The sequence below is a fragment of the Limibacterium fermenti genome, from assembly GCF_041902845.1.
Classification (GTDB): domain Bacteria; phylum Bacteroidota; class Bacteroidia; order Bacteroidales; family Dysgonomonadaceae; genus Limibacterium; species Limibacterium fermenti.
The window spans coordinates 804,041-819,710 of the sequence record NZ_CP159486.1 but is presented as its reverse complement, the minus strand read 5'-3'; the positions used below and the strand labels follow the sequence as shown (position 1 = coordinate 819,710).

The 15,670-nt window shown below is 40.3% G+C and carries 19 protein-coding genes and 1 pseudogene; all 20 read right to left on the bottom strand.

Features of this window, described 5'->3' with window-relative positions; genetic code table 11:
• Positions 1-11: 11 nt before the first annotated feature.
• On the bottom strand, positions 12-692 hold the full coding sequence (locus tag ABNK31_RS03715; protein WP_418894382.1) for a DUF3823 domain-containing protein: 681 nt from the start codon (positions 690-692) through the stop codon (positions 12-14).
• A gap of 44 nt (positions 693-736) precedes the next feature.
• The gene (locus ABNK31_RS03710; protein ID WP_418894381.1) at positions 737-2,566 is read right to left on the bottom strand and encodes a RagB/SusD family nutrient uptake outer membrane protein; all 1,830 of its coding nucleotides are present in this window, start codon (positions 2,564-2,566) and stop codon (positions 737-739) included.
• Positions 2,567-2,571: 5 nt separating this feature from the next.
• Entirely contained in the window at positions 2,572-5,682 is a 3,111-nt protein-coding gene (locus ABNK31_RS03705) for a SusC/RagA family TonB-linked outer membrane protein (protein ID WP_418895356.1), read from the bottom strand.
• A 192-nt stretch (positions 5,683-5,874) separates the two neighbouring features.
• The gene (locus tag ABNK31_RS03700; RefSeq protein WP_418894380.1) at positions 5,875-6,096 is read right to left on the bottom strand and encodes a hypothetical protein; all 222 of its coding nucleotides are present in this window, start codon (positions 6,094-6,096) and stop codon (positions 5,875-5,877) included.
• A gap of 1,066 nt (positions 6,097-7,162) precedes the next feature.
• Positions 7,163-7,666 (bottom strand): annotated as a pseudogene (rplQ, locus tag ABNK31_RS03695) (50S ribosomal protein L17); the annotation flags it as partial.
• A gap of 5 nt (positions 7,667-7,671) precedes the next feature.
• On the bottom strand, positions 7,672-8,673 hold the full coding sequence (locus ABNK31_RS03690) for a DNA-directed RNA polymerase subunit alpha (protein WP_418894379.1): 1,002 nt from the start codon (positions 8,671-8,673) through the stop codon (positions 7,672-7,674).
• Positions 8,674-8,684: 11 nt separating this feature from the next.
• On the bottom strand, positions 8,685-9,293 hold the full coding sequence (gene rpsD, locus ABNK31_RS03685) for a 30S ribosomal protein S4 (protein WP_418894378.1): 609 nt from the start codon (positions 9,291-9,293) through the stop codon (positions 8,685-8,687).
• Between the two features lie 116 nt (positions 9,294-9,409).
• Complete coding sequence (gene rpsK, locus ABNK31_RS03680) at positions 9,410-9,799, bottom strand: 30S ribosomal protein S11 (protein ID WP_418894377.1); 390 nt, start codon at positions 9,797-9,799, stop codon at positions 9,410-9,412.
• A 13-nt stretch (positions 9,800-9,812) separates the two neighbouring features.
• Positions 9,813-10,193: a 30S ribosomal protein S13 gene (gene rpsM, locus ABNK31_RS03675; protein WP_418894376.1), complete on the bottom strand. Its 381-nt coding sequence runs from the start codon at positions 10,191-10,193 to the stop codon at positions 9,813-9,815.
• 40 nt (positions 10,194-10,233) lie between these two features.
• A complete protein-coding gene (gene ykgO, locus ABNK31_RS03670) occupies positions 10,234-10,350 on the bottom strand; it encodes a type B 50S ribosomal protein L36 (RefSeq protein ID WP_418894375.1) in 117 nt (38 codons plus the stop codon).
• A 78-nt stretch (positions 10,351-10,428) separates the two neighbouring features.
• On the bottom strand, positions 10,429-10,647 hold the full coding sequence (gene infA, locus ABNK31_RS03665) for a translation initiation factor IF-1 (protein ID WP_418894374.1): 219 nt from the start codon (positions 10,645-10,647) through the stop codon (positions 10,429-10,431).
• Positions 10,648-10,664: 17 nt separating this feature from the next.
• On the bottom strand, positions 10,665-11,447 hold the full coding sequence (gene map, locus ABNK31_RS03660; protein WP_418894373.1) for a type I methionyl aminopeptidase: 783 nt from the start codon (positions 11,445-11,447) through the stop codon (positions 10,665-10,667).
• A gap of 19 nt (positions 11,448-11,466) precedes the next feature.
• Positions 11,467-12,789: a preprotein translocase subunit SecY gene (secY, locus tag ABNK31_RS03655; RefSeq protein ID WP_418894372.1), complete on the bottom strand. Its 1,323-nt coding sequence runs from the start codon at positions 12,787-12,789 to the stop codon at positions 11,467-11,469.
• Position 12,790: 1 nt separating this feature from the next.
• Positions 12,791-13,240 carry a 50S ribosomal protein L15 gene (rplO, locus tag ABNK31_RS03650; RefSeq protein WP_418894371.1) on the bottom strand — a complete coding sequence of 150 codons (450 nt, stop codon included), beginning with the start codon at positions 13,238-13,240 and terminating at the stop codon, positions 12,791-12,793.
• 33 nt (positions 13,241-13,273) lie between these two features.
• Positions 13,274-13,450, bottom strand: coding sequence for a 50S ribosomal protein L30 (gene rpmD, locus ABNK31_RS03645; protein ID WP_418894370.1), 177 nt, complete (start codon positions 13,448-13,450; stop codon positions 13,274-13,276).
• 16 nt (positions 13,451-13,466) lie between these two features.
• Complete coding sequence (gene rpsE / locus ABNK31_RS03640) at positions 13,467-13,985, bottom strand: 30S ribosomal protein S5 (RefSeq protein ID WP_418894369.1); 519 nt, start codon at positions 13,983-13,985, stop codon at positions 13,467-13,469.
• 5 nt (positions 13,986-13,990) lie between these two features.
• Positions 13,991-14,335, bottom strand: coding sequence for a 50S ribosomal protein L18 (gene rplR, locus ABNK31_RS03635; protein WP_418895355.1), 345 nt, complete (start codon positions 14,333-14,335; stop codon positions 13,991-13,993).
• A 21-nt stretch (positions 14,336-14,356) separates the two neighbouring features.
• Positions 14,357-14,911, bottom strand: coding sequence for a 50S ribosomal protein L6 (gene rplF / locus ABNK31_RS03630; RefSeq protein ID WP_418894368.1), 555 nt, complete (start codon positions 14,909-14,911; stop codon positions 14,357-14,359).
• Positions 14,912-14,929: 18 nt separating this feature from the next.
• Positions 14,930-15,325, bottom strand: a complete 396-nt coding sequence (gene rpsH / locus ABNK31_RS03625) for a 30S ribosomal protein S8 (RefSeq protein WP_418894367.1) — start codon at positions 15,323-15,325, stop codon at positions 14,930-14,932.
• A gap of 74 nt (positions 15,326-15,399) precedes the next feature.
• Positions 15,400-15,669, bottom strand: coding sequence for a 30S ribosomal protein S14 (rpsN, locus tag ABNK31_RS03620; RefSeq protein WP_418894366.1), 270 nt, complete (start codon positions 15,667-15,669; stop codon positions 15,400-15,402).
• Position 15,670: the final 1 nt, after the last annotated feature.

Below are 15,670 nucleotides of genomic sequence, written 5' to 3'. Positions count from 1 at the left end.
GATATCTTTTTTTATTTCAGCCGGACAATTTTTGAGTAAACAGCCTGATCAGTACCCACAGTTTTTACCCCCACTCTTGCAAAAAGAACTTTCGCAGAAGCAAAATCCTTATTTTCTTCCATGTTCAACGACAAAGTGACACTTCCCGCTTGTTGGTCTGTAAAATCTTTTCGAGCAATATTGGTCGCATCATCAACAAACGTCGTTTTACTAACAAGCAGCATAACATACTCGATTTGGGCTGTGCTAACAATCTCATTAATCTTAAACGTAGCATTCAATACGGATCCGTTTAAAGATAACGTTTCATCCGATATCGTAAAATAAGGAGTCACCGGTAGTTCCACTTCGGTATTCCCCTTCACATTCACGATTACGGTATCCCTTTTATTCACCCAAGGACCATTGTTATCCCGCGTAACAAGCTTGTATTCGCCATCGAACAAAAGTGCCTCAAAAGTTCCGTCTTGTCCTACATATACCGAAATGTGATTCTTCAGGTCATATCCGTCCTGATAAAGCTGTACCTGTACGGCTTCACCGGTTCCCCGAACTCCCAAAGCCAGGCCATTATATGTTATTTTACCGTTCAGCTTCGATTGGGGAGCATCATAATTATCAAGGCCGCAACTAGTCAAGGCTAATGCAACAATTGCTATTGACAATATATATTTAGGATGTTTTATTTTCATCTTTCTATTTTTTTAATTATGCAATTTAATAGTGTATCAAGCGATTATTGATAGGGGTTTTTCACCAATTTAGGATTGTTGTCTATCCATTCCTGGTTAATAAAATTATAATAATTTTTCATCTGAAAATACCTTGGATAAGGCGACATGTGCGTGGGAAACTTATCAAAAACCCATTTGCCGTTATTCGGATTTCCAGGCTCATTCACCAAATAAGGGAATAAAGCATATTGCTGAGCCTGCGGGTCATTTTGCACACCATTCCATACTTTGTCGGCTAATCTCCAGCGTTTCAAATCCCAATATCGATGATCCTCAAAGGCAAACTCCACCCGATATTCACGAACGATATCATCAAAGGTGATTGTTTTCAGCTCTTGGATCCCTGCTCTTCTTCTAATGTCATTTATATAATTCAATGCTTTCCCGTTTTCACCGAGTTCGAAAGAAGCCTCGGCCGCAATCATCACAGCTTCCGCAAAACGAAACCGCGGGAACCACATTTCACTCCGGCGTCCACGTGTAGAAGCGAGTGGCGTTTCATCCATAAACTTACGAAAGAAAAATCCGGATTTATTTATATAATTATTATTAGAAGTATTCGGTCCGTTAACGGAAGTGATCAAAATATTGTTGTCGTCGGATTTACCAGGGTCACTTGTTCTAACTTTCCAGACTCCATCTTCGAAATACTTTTGACCAGCCTGTAATACAACAGGAGTACCTTTAAAAATAGCTCCGGGATAAATAACCGTTCCCCACAGACGTGGGTCTTTATTAGCAAAAGCATCTTCAGGGTTCGTGTAAAAGATATAATTTCCTTGCTCATCTCTGATCTTAATTTCTCCTTTCCGGTCGTTAATATATTCGAAATCTTCCACTAAATTCAGAATAGGGCCTGCATATGCACGGTCGATATCCTCTGCATGAGAGGCCGGAATATTGGATTGCGTGAATCCATTAGTCTGTCCGGGATATTTATAATCTCTTGCCCAAATCACTTCTTTGTTATTTTCCTTTATGGATAACGCTTCATAGAAGTTGCGCCCCCTGTCATCGGGTTTCGTCAATTGAAGTTCATACTTGCCTCCTTTTATTACTTCTTCGGCCGCAGATAATGCCGTTTTATAGTATGCTTGGGCTAAATCTGCGGGAATTCCGACTTCACCTCCTGCAGTTTTAATAGGATTAGGCATCTTATTATTGTAATTGGCAATGGAACCGGCATATACCGCGGCACGCGCTTTTAACATCAATACCGCCCATTTGGTAGCTCTGGCAGCATTAATAGAAGGTTCCGTGGGTAAAAAATCTTTAATAGCCTCGCACTCCGAAATAATATAGTCATACAGACCCGCTTCTGTCGAGCGAGGATATTGTAAAGCCGTTATATCCATACCTGGGGTGTAATCGAAAACCTCATCTCCTACAATCGGCATTCCGCCCATCCCCCGACACATATTAAAATATAACCAAGCCCTGATAAAGCGAGCCTCTCCTTCCAATTGTCTTTGTGTTTCACTATCCAATACTTTTGTTTCACGTACACCTTTTAAAAACTGATTCAGATTACGAAGTAAAGCATAATCATACACCCGCCAACGATCGTCTTCAAAATTCTGGCGGGTATCGGGTCCGCTATCGGAACGAGAAGCTTCATCTATAATCGTATAGGAATAAGAATCATCTATATGCTGTCCCCATGTTATTCTACCATAGAAGTTTGAAAGGACCGACTTAATCATCACCTCATCCCCAAAGATCTGATCATCTGTCAGAATTGTGTCCGGATCTCGATCTAAAAAATCGGAACAACTTACAAGAGCGGAGAAAATTATAATAAATAATCCTGTTAAAATATTCTTCATTTTCATTTTATTTAAAATTTGAGAGTTAAACCAACATTGATAATTCTCATTGTCGGATAGGCTAATCCGTTTGTTTCATTTATTTCCGGATCCACTCCGATTAAGTTTGTCAACCCAAATAAGTTTTGGCCGGCAAGATATAACCTGACATCGGAAATCGACATACTATTGGTAAGTTTTTTAGGGAGATTATATCCGAATTCGAGATTTCGTAACTTAACATATCTCACATTCTTTTTCCAAAAATCACTATTCCAATAATTACTATGGCTGCTGTTCCCAATTAACAATGTAGGATATTTCCCGGGAATCAGTTCACTGTTTGCATCCCAAATATCGGTAAGCCTCCATGTATTTTCCATATAATATTGAGGATTGTTTCCACCATCATGGAAAGGATTGCGTTGTTCCCATTCCTGATACCACGTTGATAAAGCTCCACCGGTTAAATCAAAAGCAAGATCAAAACCTTTCCATTGAAAAGAAAAATTTAACCCGAAGTTGAGGATCGGCGTTGAATCCTGACGATAACCGATGGGGCGTTCATCCATTCCGTTAATTACTCCATCGCCATTCAAATCTTTATATTTTATATCTCCCGGTCGCAATGTTTTATTTCCCTGGCGGTCATTATCGATCGTCCAAGAAGCGATCTCTTCCCAACTTTGAAATTGTCCATCCGATTGCAGGCCCCAATTTAAATAGCCATAACGCTGTTGAATAGAATTCCGATATACATTCCAAGAATTACTGAACCGCGGTTTATATTGATCCCAATCATAAAATCGCGAATAGGTAATATTTGCTCCGATTGAATAATGAAAATCCTCTATTTTATCCGTCCATTTGGCCATCAAATCATAGCCCATATGCTTATCAGAATTCAAATTTTCTTTCGGCAAACTGAACCCGACTTCAGAAGGTAATAAAATATCATATCTGGAGGAAGGAAGTCCGGTTCTTAATCGGTGGAAAAAGTCGAATGAACCGTTTAACTTTCCTTTAAAAAAACTCGCATCAATTCCCACATCAAGAATTTTGGCTTTTATCCATGATAAGGTCGTTACAGGCAATCCACGATCCTGAGATCCAATAATATATTTACCATCAATTACAGAAGATGTTATATTTTGCCAGTTACCATCAGCATTTCTATACCGTTTATAATTATACCCGCTCATATAATCAAAAGGATTATAACCGGAAACATTATCATCGCCTAATAAACCATAAGAAGCCCTGATTTTTAAGTCATTAAAAACATTTGAAATTTGGGTATTACGCCAGAAATTCTCCTCTGATATTCGCCATCCTACAGAAGCGGAAGGGAAAAAGCCCCAGCGATGGGAAGGTGGAAACTTCCACGAACCATCATAGCGTCCGGAGAGTTCAATTAAATATTTTCCCGCATAATCATAATTAAATCGTCCCATGAAGCCTAATCGAGCTTGCGTGTTATTCCCCTCGTCATCATAGGTATCCATTGTTTCATAGTCTATTAAATGTAGAGCATTGGATGTCGGAATTGAATGCACCCAAGTAGTGGGAGTATCTCTTTTAATAGCTTCCGCCCCCAAAACTCCAGCGATGGTATGTTCTCCAAAAACTTTATTATAAGATAGCTGAACATTGCTCGTGATTTCTTCTACATATCCTTGCCTACGTTCCCTCCATGGATTATTATTCTCGAAAATAACGGGATAGGTATCTGTCTTTTCGTCATAACCATAAAGTTTATAAGTATACTCCTGATTGTCCAATCGTTGATTTGCTAAATAATAACTGGCAAGAGCTTTTGCTTTTAGGCCGTCGAATATCTCATACTCCGCATCGAAATTCAATTGTACAACCCTCCAGGTTTCCTCATATTTACCGGCAAGGTCGTAATTTAGCCACGCAAAATTTGTACCGGGATTTGTAGAGGTAAGGGTTGGATATAAAGGATTGTCATTTGCATAGGGCCTTTTGGTAGGAAGATTTCGATAGGTACCAAACCGAGGCATCCAATAGTCATCCCCTTCCGGAACTCCCGGATTAATCCGTTTTTCAATACGTCCGTTCATTCCTCCCCCTATCTTGAAACGATCCGAAATATTTGCATTTACGTTCATTTGAATATTCGTCCGTTCAAAACCTCCGTAGTTTACGATAATCGCATCTTGATTCAAATGCCCGACGCTCAAATAATAATTAATCTTATCGGATCCTCCAGAAACATTTGCATTGATATAATTTTGGGGAGAAACTTTCCAAATATAATCATACCAATCAAAAGGTTGGTATCCTTTTTCGGTCCCTTGCACCCATTTTTCATACACCTCTTTGGGATATGTATAATCGGTTACTCCTTGAAGCGTTTGGGCCTGAATATAGTTTGTCAAATAAGTGGCAGCTGTTGCCGGTTTTGGAAAAGCATAAAGACTTTGCCAACCATAATATGCGTTCAAACTTACTGTATTTTTGGTATTGCGGGTCCCTTTTTTAGTGGTAACAACTACGACTCCATTCGCAGCTCGTACTCCATAAATAGAAGCGGAAGCATCTTTCAATACCGAAATCGATTCTATATCGTTAAAGTCAATATTATTAAATTGACCTTCGTCCGATTGAATACCGTCTATTACATATAGCGGGGTACCCATGTTACGAATTTGAATACTTGTCGATGCACCAGGACGGCCATCCGCCTGCCGAGAATTAATACCCGCAATTTTACCAACCAAAGCTCCTGACGAGGTGGAGGACTTGGAACGGCTTATGTCGTCGGAGCCGATAACTGAAATCGCAGAAGTCAAAGATTCTTTTTTCTGCGCTAATCCAAAACCGGTGATGACAATTTCGTCCAATGCCGATACGTCTTCTTCCAATACGATATCAATAGATGTTCGCCCGTTAACATTAATCGATTGAGTTTTCATTCCTACATACGAGAATTCTATTCGGCCTTCTGATGGCACGTTGGATAAAATAAAACGACCGTCCGCATCCGTAATGGTTCCCGTTGAAGTGCCCTGAATCATGACAGATACCCCAATCAAAGGATATTGCTTATTATCTGTCACCCTCCCATTTACAGTAAGGGTCTGGGCGAAAATACCGAGGGAAAAAGTCAGACATATCATGACCAAAATCCCTTTTGATAAAATTGAATTTTTATTCGTTATTCTCATTTTTTAGGTTATTAAATTAGTTCATATAATTATTTACTGGACAAGAATTCGTCCTTATCTTTATCATTCTTATTATCCCGGTTGGAGCGTTTAGCTTCTTTAATCAATTCTTCAAGATCATGATACAGGTCACTCCAGATCGCTTCATTGCACATGGACGATATCATTGCAAAAATATTTCACAATGCATCCTAACTCCCTGCGACTGGCCGTGGCAGAGGAGGTTTGGCGCAACTCCGAATTTACATTGGCAGCCTTATTCCACAATCCTTCGAAACCTTCTTGAGATTCTTTCAGCAACTGGTATTCTTCCATCAATCCCAATCCGCTAATCATTGCCTGATAGCTTTCAGTTATTCGTAACATAGTTAAAAGTATTAAAAGTAAAAAAACAATAGAAACTACTTAGCCTGCCAAGTAATCAGGTAAACACTAAGGTAACCGGCCGGTAAAGACAGGCGCTTTTACCGGAAATAATATAGAGCCAAGATAGTACATCGTTAATTTTTTGGCGGAGAATCTGCAAAAACCCAATAGACATTTTGCGCCGTGGCGAAAAGCCTGTTAGGGTTTTGCAGCCTTTTCGCGTATTCGCGAAGTATTCGAAAAACATTCTCAGTCTTTTCGCGCATAAACAAAGAGGCTGAAAAAGATCAGCAACCTCTCTGCGCAACAGCGAAAAGCTTGTTGGAGTTTTGCAACTTCTTCGCGAACAAACAGAATAGTTGCAAATACTCGGCAAACCTTTCGCTGAGAAACAAAGAGGATAAGAAAGTCGTTTGAAAAATGCTTGGGAGAAAGAAGAATAGAGTCGAGCGCGAACAGCAGTGGTATTTAAGCGTTTGTTAATGGATGTAAATACCCCCCCCCCCCCGTTTATTAAGGGTTGTTAACACTTGGTTGTGAGACGAATTTACTTTCATTTTAAGCTTTTTATTTCAAATTTGGAAATGCAATCCAATTTTCCCTCTTCTTTTTTAGATTACTTTAGAAGGAATTTTTGTTTTTGCGATTCAAAGAAACAGCAAATAAAGCAGACAGCATAGCAATATCGTATCAAAAAATAAAAAAAATGTATCAAAAATAAAAAGCATGCTATATTCCAATATTTTACCAACAAAAAAACAGATTAATCATTTCACCTTTTATCCGTAAAAACGGAATAAATCCGTTAGGTGTGGGAGACAAAAAAAGTGCCACGATCACTCGCAGCACTTTTCTTAAATGTTTAACAATTAAAAATCGCAGCTATATACAACTACTATTTTGCCGATTATTCTTTCACACTCTCCTCCTCGGAAGAAGGCGCTTCGGCAGTTTTATTCTCCAAATCGGCAACGTCGTTACCCGAAGGAGTATCGTTATTATCCGTTTGTTCTTCTACTACAATTTCTTTTGAGTCTTTCGCTTCATTCGATTCCGGAGCGTCAGCAGCTGTTTTTTCCACTGTTTTCGGAGCCGTTTTCACCTTTGTTCCTTCCGCTTTAGGAGCAGCGTCGGACGCATCATCGGTTGTAGATTTCCTACGAGAACGGCGGGTTCTTGTCTTCTTCGCATCCGTTTCCTTCAACAAGTTTTCATTATAATCAACCAACTCGATAAAACACATAGACGCATTATCTCCTAATCGATTTCCGGTCTTAATAATACGAGTATATCCGCCCGGACGACTAGCCACTTTCTGCGACACACCTTGGAACAATTCCGTCACAGCTTCTTTACTTTGCAACATACTGAACACAACTCGCCGGGAATTGGTCGTATCTTCTTTCGATTTGGTGATGATAGGCTCTACGAATTTCCTTAATTCTTTAGCCTTCGGTACAGTCGTAAATATACGCTTGTGTATGATAAGCGAATTGGCCATGTTCGAAAGCATCGCGCCACGATGTGCCGTTTTACGCCCTAAATGATTAAATTTCTTATTATGTCTCATTGCTGTTAGTCTTTATCTAATTTATATTTCGAAATATCCATGCCGAACGAAAGTTTTAATTTCTCCAGCAATTCCTCCAATTCCGAGAGGGATTTCTTACCAAAGTTCCGAAATTTTAAAAGATCGTTTTTGTTATATCCGACCAATTGTCCAAGCGTCTCTACTTCGGCCGCTTTTAAACAGTTCAGCGCACGAACGGAGAGATTCAAATCCGACAACTTCCGTTTCAATAACTGACGCATGTGAAGCACTTCTTCATCAAACTCTTCAAACTCTTCGGTATCGTTCGTCTCCAACATAATCTTATTCTCGTCAGAAAATAAGACAAAATGCTGAATAAGAATCTTGGCCGCTTCTTTTAAAGCCTCTTTCGGTTCGACGGATCCATCGGTCGTTATTTCGATCGTCAATTTTTCATAGTCCGTTTTCTGCTCAATACGAAAATCTTCAATATCGTATTTTACATTCCGGATGGGAGTATATATTGAATCAATTGCTATAACATGCACATCATCAGCCGGCAATAAAGCGCGATTTTCATCGGCAGGAACATAGCCACGACCTTTGTTAATTGTCAGCTCCACCCTCAAATCGGCCTTCTTGTTCATGTGACATATCTCAAGCTCCGGATTCAACACTTCGAAACCTGTCAGCAATTTACCGATATCTCCGGCTTTAAACACTTTCGCGCCCGATATCGTTAAACTGACCTTTTCTGTTTCAAACTCTTCGACAATTCTTTTGAAACGAACTTTCTTCAAATTCAAAATAATCGTAGTAACATCCTCAATAACGCCGGGGATGGTGGCAAATTCATGCTCCACACCCTCAATTTTCACCGATGTTATGGCGAATCCTTCCAAGGAAGATAATAGGATACGACGCAATGCATTACCAATAGTAATGCCGTAACCGGGTTCTAAAGGACGAAATTCGAATTTACCGAAGAAAGCGTCCTCTTGCAACATGATTACTTTATCGGGCTTTTGAAATGCTAATATAGACATGAAATTAATGTTTAGAATTTAGAATACAATTCTACAATTAGTTGTTCCTTGATGTTCTCGGGGATATCAGCTCTTTCGGGTATATGCAACAGCTTACCGCTCAAGGTTGCCTTGTCCCATTCCAACCAAGGATATTTACTATGATTAAAGCCGGAAAGAGCATTGGTAACGACTTCCAACGATTTTGATTTTTCTCTTACACCGATAACTTCGCCGGCCTTTACACTATAGGAAGGAATATTCAAAACATTCCCGTTTACAGTGATATGACGATGACTTACTAACTGACGCGCAGCGGCTCTTGTGGGAGCAATCCCTAATCGAAATACAACATTATCCAATCTCGATTCGAGTAATTGCAACAACACCTCACCTGTTACACCACGGCTACGGGCCGCCTGATCGAAAGTCAACCGGAACTGTTTTTCCAACACTCCGTAGGTATATTTCGCACGCTGTTTTTCACGCAACTGAATACCATATTCAGACGTCTTTCTTCTGCGCGTATTCCCGTGTTGTCCGGGAGGATAATTTTTCTTGGATAGAACTTTATCGGGGCCGAAAATCGGTTCTCCGAACTTACGTGCTATTTTTGTTTTTGGACCAGTATATCTTGCCATTTTAAAAAAACTTTATAACTGAAGCCTAAACTGTGCAGCCGCGATTACAGAGAAGTAGCAGTAATGTAATCATTCACAGCTCAAGTTTCAATATGATGAAACTTTAAATTATTGTATTAAACTCGTCTTGCTTTAGGAGGTCTGCATCCATTGTGAGGAATGGGAGTAACATCTACAATCTCCGTCACTTCAATTCCCGATCCGTGAATGGTTCTTATAGCCGATTCACGTCCGTTACCCGGACCTTTTACAAATACTTTCACCTTACGCAATCCCAAATCAAACGCAACTTTTGCACAATCTTGTGCGACCATTTGCGCCGCATAAGGAGTGTTCTTCTTAGAACTCCTGAAGCCCATTTTCCCGGCTGATGACCAACTGATCACTTCGCCATCTTCGTTCGTTAATGAAACAATAATGTTGTTGAATGATGAAGAAATGTGTGCTTGTCCTATTGCACTTACTTTTACATTTCTTTTTTTAACTGCGACTGTTCTTTTTGCCATATTCTCCTACCTGTTATTTCGTAGCTTTTTTCTTGTTAGCAACTGTTTTCTTTTTACCTTTACGCGTACGGGCGTTATTCTTCGTGCTTTGTCCGCGAACAGGCAATCCAATACGATGACGAATACCTCTATAACATCCGATATCCATCAATCGTTTAATATTCAATTGAACTTCCGATCGCAACTCCCCCTCGACTTTGAATTCATTGGAAATGATTTCACGAATACGTGCAGCCTGATCGTCTGTCCAATCCTTAACTTTGATATCTCTATCTACTTCTGCTTTTGCCAATATACTATTAGCAGCACTGCGTCCGATGCCATATATATAGGTGAGAGCTATTTCGCCTCTCTTATTTTGCGGCAAATCGACACCAACAATTCTTATAGCCATATATGTTTTTTATTTTTTAATTGTAAACAATAGGTTAAACTTATCCCTGACGCTGTTTATACTTGGGATTCTTTTTATTGATAATATACAAACGACCTTTTCTTCTTACGATTTTACAATCGTCGGTCCGCTTTTTTACAGATGCTCTAACTTTCATATTTGATATTTTGTGATGCCGGATATCGAATTTCAGAACCATTCTTCCGACCTCTAATTTGTAATTTGTAATTTCTTACTACTTATATCTAAACGATATTCGTCCTTTACTCAAATCGTAAGGAGACATTTCCACTCGAACTCTGTCACCGGGTAATATACGAATATAATGCATGCGCATTTTACCGGATATATGAGCGGTTATTTCATGTCCGTTTTCCAATTCTACCCGGAACATTGCATTAGACAATGCTTCGAGTATCGTTCCGTCTTGTTCTATCGATGCTTGTTTAGCCATTAAATAAATTCGTTCTGTTAGTTACTCGTTTCCTGAATAAATTCAAAGGTTGATAAAATATCGGCTTTCCCATTTCTAATTGCGATGGTATGTTCGAAATGAGCGGAAGGTTTTCGATCTTTTGTCCGAACGGTCCAACCATCATTTTCGAAAACAACGTTTTTGCTACCCAGATTAATCATCGGCTCTATGGCTATGCACATGCCCTCTTTAATCAAAGGTCCCGTTCCACGTTTACCATAGTTCGGTACTTCCGGCGCCTCGTGCATCTCACGGCCGATACCATGTCCTACAAGTTCCCGCACGACCGTATAGCCATGCGACTCACAATACGACTGTACGGCATAGCCGATATCTCCGATATGATGATCTACTTTAGCTTGCTCAATACCTTTGTAAAGCGATTCTTTGGTAACCTTCAGTAAATTCTTCACTTTTTCGTCGACCTCCCCCACACAAAACGTATAAGCCGAATCGCCGGCATAACCGTGCTTCAGCGTTCCGCAATCAACCGAAATCACATCACCTTCCTTAAGAGGAGTATTGTTGGGAATACCATGAACCACATTTTCATTTACAGAAGTGCAAATGGAATTGGGAAATCCACCATAACCTAAAAAGGTCGGAATAGCACCATGATCTCTTATAAACTCTTCTGCTATCCTATCGAGTTGAAGAGTAGTAACTCCGGGTTTAACATGCTTCGACAATTCTCCGAGGGTCATACCCACGAGACGATTGCTTTCGCGCATAAACTCAATTTCTTCAGCGGTTTTTAATATAATCTTTCTGCTATTCATATTATCTTATCCAAAACGATTAGTAAGCTGCAACCGAACCAGATCTACCTTTTATTTTAGCTCCTGACTTCAGGAATCCATCATAATGACGCATCAGCAAATGACTTTCTATCTGTTGCAATGTATCCAACACGACACCGACGAGAATCAATAACGAGGTTCCTCCAAAAAACTGAGCGAACTGAGAATTAATTCCCATTAATCCCGCAAAAGCAGGAAGAATAGCAACAATAGCCAAAAATATCGATCCCGGCAGGGTTATCCTCGACATAACCGTATCGATATATTCTGCCGTTTTTTTCCCCGGCTTAATTCCCGGTATAAAACCGTTATTCCGTTTTAAATCTTCGGCCATTTGTACAGGATTCACCGTTATAGCCGTATAAAAATAGGTAAACGCCATAATCAACACCGCAAAGATAAAATTATACCAGAAACTGGTAAAATCCATCAAAGAGGCCCAAAAGCCACCTCCTTCACGAGCCGAAAACTGAGCGATAGTAATCGGGATGAACATAATTGCCTGTGCGAAAATGATCGGCATAACATTCGCCGCATTCACTTTTAACGGAATATACTGACGAACTCCTCCATACTGACGATTGCCCACTATCCGTTTTGCATACTGAACCGGCACCTTCCTGGTACCTTGTACCAACAGAATGGCCGCCCCCGTAACAACGAGTAAGAAGACAATTTCAAGAAGGAAAAGAATAAGTCCTCCGGGCGCATTAATCAAACGATCGAATTCAGCGACTAATGCATGGGGTAACCGCGCAATGATTCCGATAAGAATGATAAACGAAATACCGTTTCCAACCCCCTTATCGGTTATACGCTCACCAAGCCATAGTACAAACATACTACCACCGGCAAGAATAATTGCAGAAGGTAATACCCAATCCCAGAATCCGCCGGGAATAGCCTGTCCGATCGCTCCATAAAGATAGGCAGGCCCCTGAATCAGTAAGATGCCCACCGTCAAGTAACGCGTATATTGATTCATTTTCGTGCGGCCACTCTCTCCTTCGCGCTGCAATTTTTGAAAATAAGGAATCGCAATTCCTAACAATTGCATAACAATGGAAGCCGAAATATAAGGCATAATACCTAACGCAAAAATAGATGCATTGGCAAATGCCCCACCCGAAAACATATCCAACAAGCTTAATAAACCCGTACTGGTATTTGCTTGCAAAGCTTGTAATTGGGCAGGATTCACTCCGGGAAGTACCACAAACGAACCGATTCTATAGATGGCTATGAAAAAGAGGGTCGTAAGAAGCCGATTCCGGAGATCTTCTATTTTCCAAATATTTTTAACCGTTTGTACAAATCCCATTTTATCCGATTTTTACAGCGTTACCACCGGCAGAAATAATAGCTTGTTCGGCTGTCTTAGAAAAAGCATGAGCTTCCACTTCCAATTTTGCCGATAAGGTACCTTTACCAAGAATTTTAACCAAATGCTTCCTGGAAATAAGCCCCGCCTCTAATAACAATTCTGGGGTAATTTTAGAAACCTTTTGAGTATCAGCTAATATTTGTAAGTCTGCGAGGTTAATTGCTTTATATTCTACTCGATTAAGCGGTTTGAAGCCGAATTTGGGCAAACGACGCTGTATAGGCATCTGTCCTCCTTCAAATCCGATCTTTTTAGAATAGCCCGATCTTGACTTCGCCCCTTTATGACCTCTTGTAGAAGTTCCGCCCTTGCCCGATCCTTGTCCGCGGCCAATCCTTTTACGGGATTTAATAGCTCCTTCTGCAGGTTTTAAATTCGATAAATCCATTATGATATCTATTTTTTATCGTTATAAACTAATTTATTCTATCACTGTCACCAAGTGATGTACTTTCCGGATAAGACCCCTAATAGAAGGCGTATCCTCATGTTCTACCACCCGATTCAGTTTTCGAAGCCCCAAAGCATCTAACGTCCTTTTTTGATCTTTGGGAGCTCCTATTCTACTTTTTGTTTGTTTAACTTTAATAGTCGCCATTTCAGAATCCTTTCTTTTATCCGTTAAATACTTTATCTAAACTTATTTTTCTGTTCTGAGCCACCGTAATAGGATCTCTCAGTTCGCTCAGGGCTGAAATCGTAGCCTTCACGAGGTTATGAGGATTGGACGATCCTTTTGATTTAGCCAAAACATCCGTCACGCCTACACTTTCCAACACAGCACGCATAGCGCCCCCGGCCTTCACTCCGGTACCGGCGTAAGCGGGTTTTAGAAACACTCGGGCGCCACCAAAGCGAGCCGTTTGTTCATGAGGAATCGTTCCTTTATATACCGGAACTTTGACCAGATTTTTTTTAGCGGCTTCCACTCCCTTGGCTATTGCCGTCGTTACTTCGCCCGCTTTTCCTAATCCCCAACCAACAATACCGTCTTCATTACCTACCACCACCATAGCGGCAAATGTAAATGTCCGGCCTCCTTTTGTTACTTTGGTCGTACGATTAATAGCTACCAACCGGTCTTTTAATTCTATATCGTTTGTCGATTTTACTTTATTGTTCATTCCAGCCATAATCGTTAAAATTTAAGTCCTCCTTTACGAGCGGCATCTGCCAGTTCTTTAATCCGGCCGTGATATAAGTAACCGTTTCTGTCGAAGGCCACTTTCTCAACACCGGCTTCTTTCGCATATTGTGCAATCAAGTCACCTACCTTTGCAGCAATTTCCTTTTTAGGAAACTTATCTTCAATTTTCAAGGAAGAAGCCGATGCCACCGTTGTTCCGGTTGTATCATCAATTACCTGAGCGTATATTTGTTTATTGCTTCTAAATACGGAAAGGCGTGGGCATTCTTTCGTTCCGAAAACTTTACCACGCACCCGCGTTTTTATCTTCTGTCTTCTTTCGTTCTTTGTTAACATAGCCATTTCAGTTTAAGAAATTTATTTACCTGCTGTTTTACCAGATTTGCGACGAATTTGTTCTCCAACAAAACGGATACCTTTTCCTTTGTAAGGCTCAGGTTTCCGGAAAGAACGTATTTTCGCGCAGACCTGTCCGAGTAATTGTTTATCACAAGACTCGAGAATAATCAGCGGACTTTTGTTTCTCTCCATTTTTGTTTCCACTTTAATTTCCTCCGGCAATTCCAAGAAAATGTTGTGAGTAAAACCCAGAGAGAGTTCAAGTACTTGTCCGTTATTGGACACGCGATAACCGACGCCTATAAGTTCTAACTCTTTTCTGAACCCATCCGTAACGCCAATAACCATATTATGCAACAGAGAACGATATAATCCATGCAATGCACGATTCACTTTTTCTTCATTGGGACGTTCTATAGTCAACGTTCCGTCCTGCACTTCCACTTTCATTCCAGGGCTCACCGCTTGAGTAAGCTCCCCTTTCGGACCTTTAACGGTAATCGCATTCTTTTCGCCTACTGTAACAGTAACGCCTTGGGGTAATGTGATGGGTAATTTTCCAATTCTTGACATATTATACTTTCCCTTCCATTAATAAACGTAACATAAAACTTCCCCGCCCACTTTTAAATCGCGAGCTTCTTTATCCGTCATTACTCCTTGTGAAGTAGATAATATAGCAATACCCAACCCGTTCAATACACGAGGCAAATCTTTATAACCGGTATACCGACGTAAACCGGGAGAAGAAATACGTATTAACTTCTTGATGGCATTTACTTTATTTACAGGATCATACTTTAAGGCAACCATAATGGTACCTTGAGGCCCTTCTTCTACAAATTTGTAGTTAAGGATATATCCTTTTTCAAAGAGAATCTTTGTTATATCTCTTTTTAAGTTTGATGCGGGAATTCCCACCACGCGATGTTTCGCTTGGATGGCATTTCTTAGCCGCGTCAAATAATCTGCTATTGGATCTGTCATTATATAAAAAATTTAAATTGATCCCGACTGCCGGGACAATATTTAATTACAATCTTTGTTCAACGCTTATCGTATTACCAACTTGCTTTTTTCACTCCGGGGATCAATCCTTTTGAAGCCATTTCCCTAAACTGAATACGCGACAAACCGAATTGACGCATATATCCTTTTGGCCGGCCGGTTAATTTACAGCGATTGTGTAAGCGTACCGGCGAGGCGTTTTTAGGAATTGTCTGAAGAGCATCATAATTACCTTCAGCCAGATACTTAGCACGTTTCTCGGCATATTTAGCAACCATTTTGGCTCTTTTCACCTCACGGGCTTTCATTGATTCTTTTGCCATT

Excerpts from the sequence above, each read along its gene's own strand:
- ABNK31_RS03715 (WP_418894382.1), bottom strand. The coding sequence starts at position 692 with ATGAAAATAAAACATCCTAAATATATATTGTCAATAGCAATTGTTGCA.
- ABNK31_RS03710 (WP_418894381.1), bottom strand. The coding sequence starts at position 2,566 with ATGAAAATGAAGAATATTTTAACAGGATTATTTATTATAATTTTCTCC.
- ABNK31_RS03705 (WP_418895356.1), bottom strand. The coding sequence starts at position 5,682 with ATGATATGTCTGACTTTTTCCCTCGGTATTTTCGCCCAGACCCTTACT.
- ABNK31_RS03700 (WP_418894380.1), bottom strand. The coding sequence starts at position 6,096 with ATGTTACGAATAACTGAAAGCTATCAGGCAATGATTAGCGGATTGGGA.
- ABNK31_RS03690 (WP_418894379.1), bottom strand. The coding sequence starts at position 8,673 with ATGTCTATATTAGCATTTCAAAAGCCCGATAAAGTAATCATGTTGCAA.
- rpsD (WP_418894378.1), bottom strand. The coding sequence starts at position 9,293 with ATGGCAAGATATACTGGTCCAAAAACAAAAATAGCACGTAAGTTCGGA.
- rpsK (WP_418894377.1), bottom strand. The coding sequence starts at position 9,799 with ATGGCAAAAAGAACAGTCGCAGTTAAAAAAAGAAATGTAAAAGTAAGT.
- rpsM (WP_418894376.1), bottom strand. The coding sequence starts at position 10,193 with ATGGCTATAAGAATTGTTGGTGTCGATTTGCCGCAAAATAAGAGAGGC.
- ykgO (WP_418894375.1), bottom strand. The coding sequence starts at position 10,350 with ATGAAAGTTAGAGCATCTGTAAAAAAGCGGACCGACGATTGTAAAATC.
- infA (WP_418894374.1), bottom strand. The coding sequence starts at position 10,647 with ATGGCTAAACAAGCATCGATAGAACAAGACGGAACGATACTCGAAGCA.
- map (WP_418894373.1), bottom strand. The coding sequence starts at position 11,447 with ATGAATAGCAGAAAGATTATATTAAAAACCGCTGAAGAAATTGAGTTT.
- secY (WP_418894372.1), bottom strand. The coding sequence starts at position 12,789 with ATGGGATTTGTACAAACGGTTAAAAATATTTGGAAAATAGAAGATCTC.
- rplO (WP_418894371.1), bottom strand. The coding sequence starts at position 13,240 with ATGGATTTATCGAATTTAAAACCTGCAGAAGGAGCTATTAAATCCCGT.
- rpmD (WP_418894370.1), bottom strand. The coding sequence starts at position 13,450 with ATGGCGACTATTAAAGTTAAACAAACAAAAAGTAGAATAGGAGCTCCC.
- rpsE (WP_418894369.1), bottom strand. The coding sequence starts at position 13,985 with ATGGCTGGAATGAACAATAAAGTAAAATCGACAAACGATATAGAATTA.
- rplR (WP_418895355.1), bottom strand. The coding sequence starts at position 14,335 with ATGTTAACAAAGAACGAAAGAAGACAGAAGATAAAAACGCGGGTGCGT.
- rplF (WP_418894368.1), bottom strand. The coding sequence starts at position 14,911 with ATGTCAAGAATTGGAAAATTACCCATCACATTACCCCAAGGCGTTACT.
- rpsH (WP_418894367.1), bottom strand. The coding sequence starts at position 15,325 with ATGACAGATCCAATAGCAGATTATTTGACGCGGCTAAGAAATGCCATC.
- rpsN (WP_418894366.1), bottom strand. The coding sequence starts at position 15,669 with ATGGCAAAAGAATCAATGAAAGCCCGTGAGGTGAAAAGAGCCAAAATG.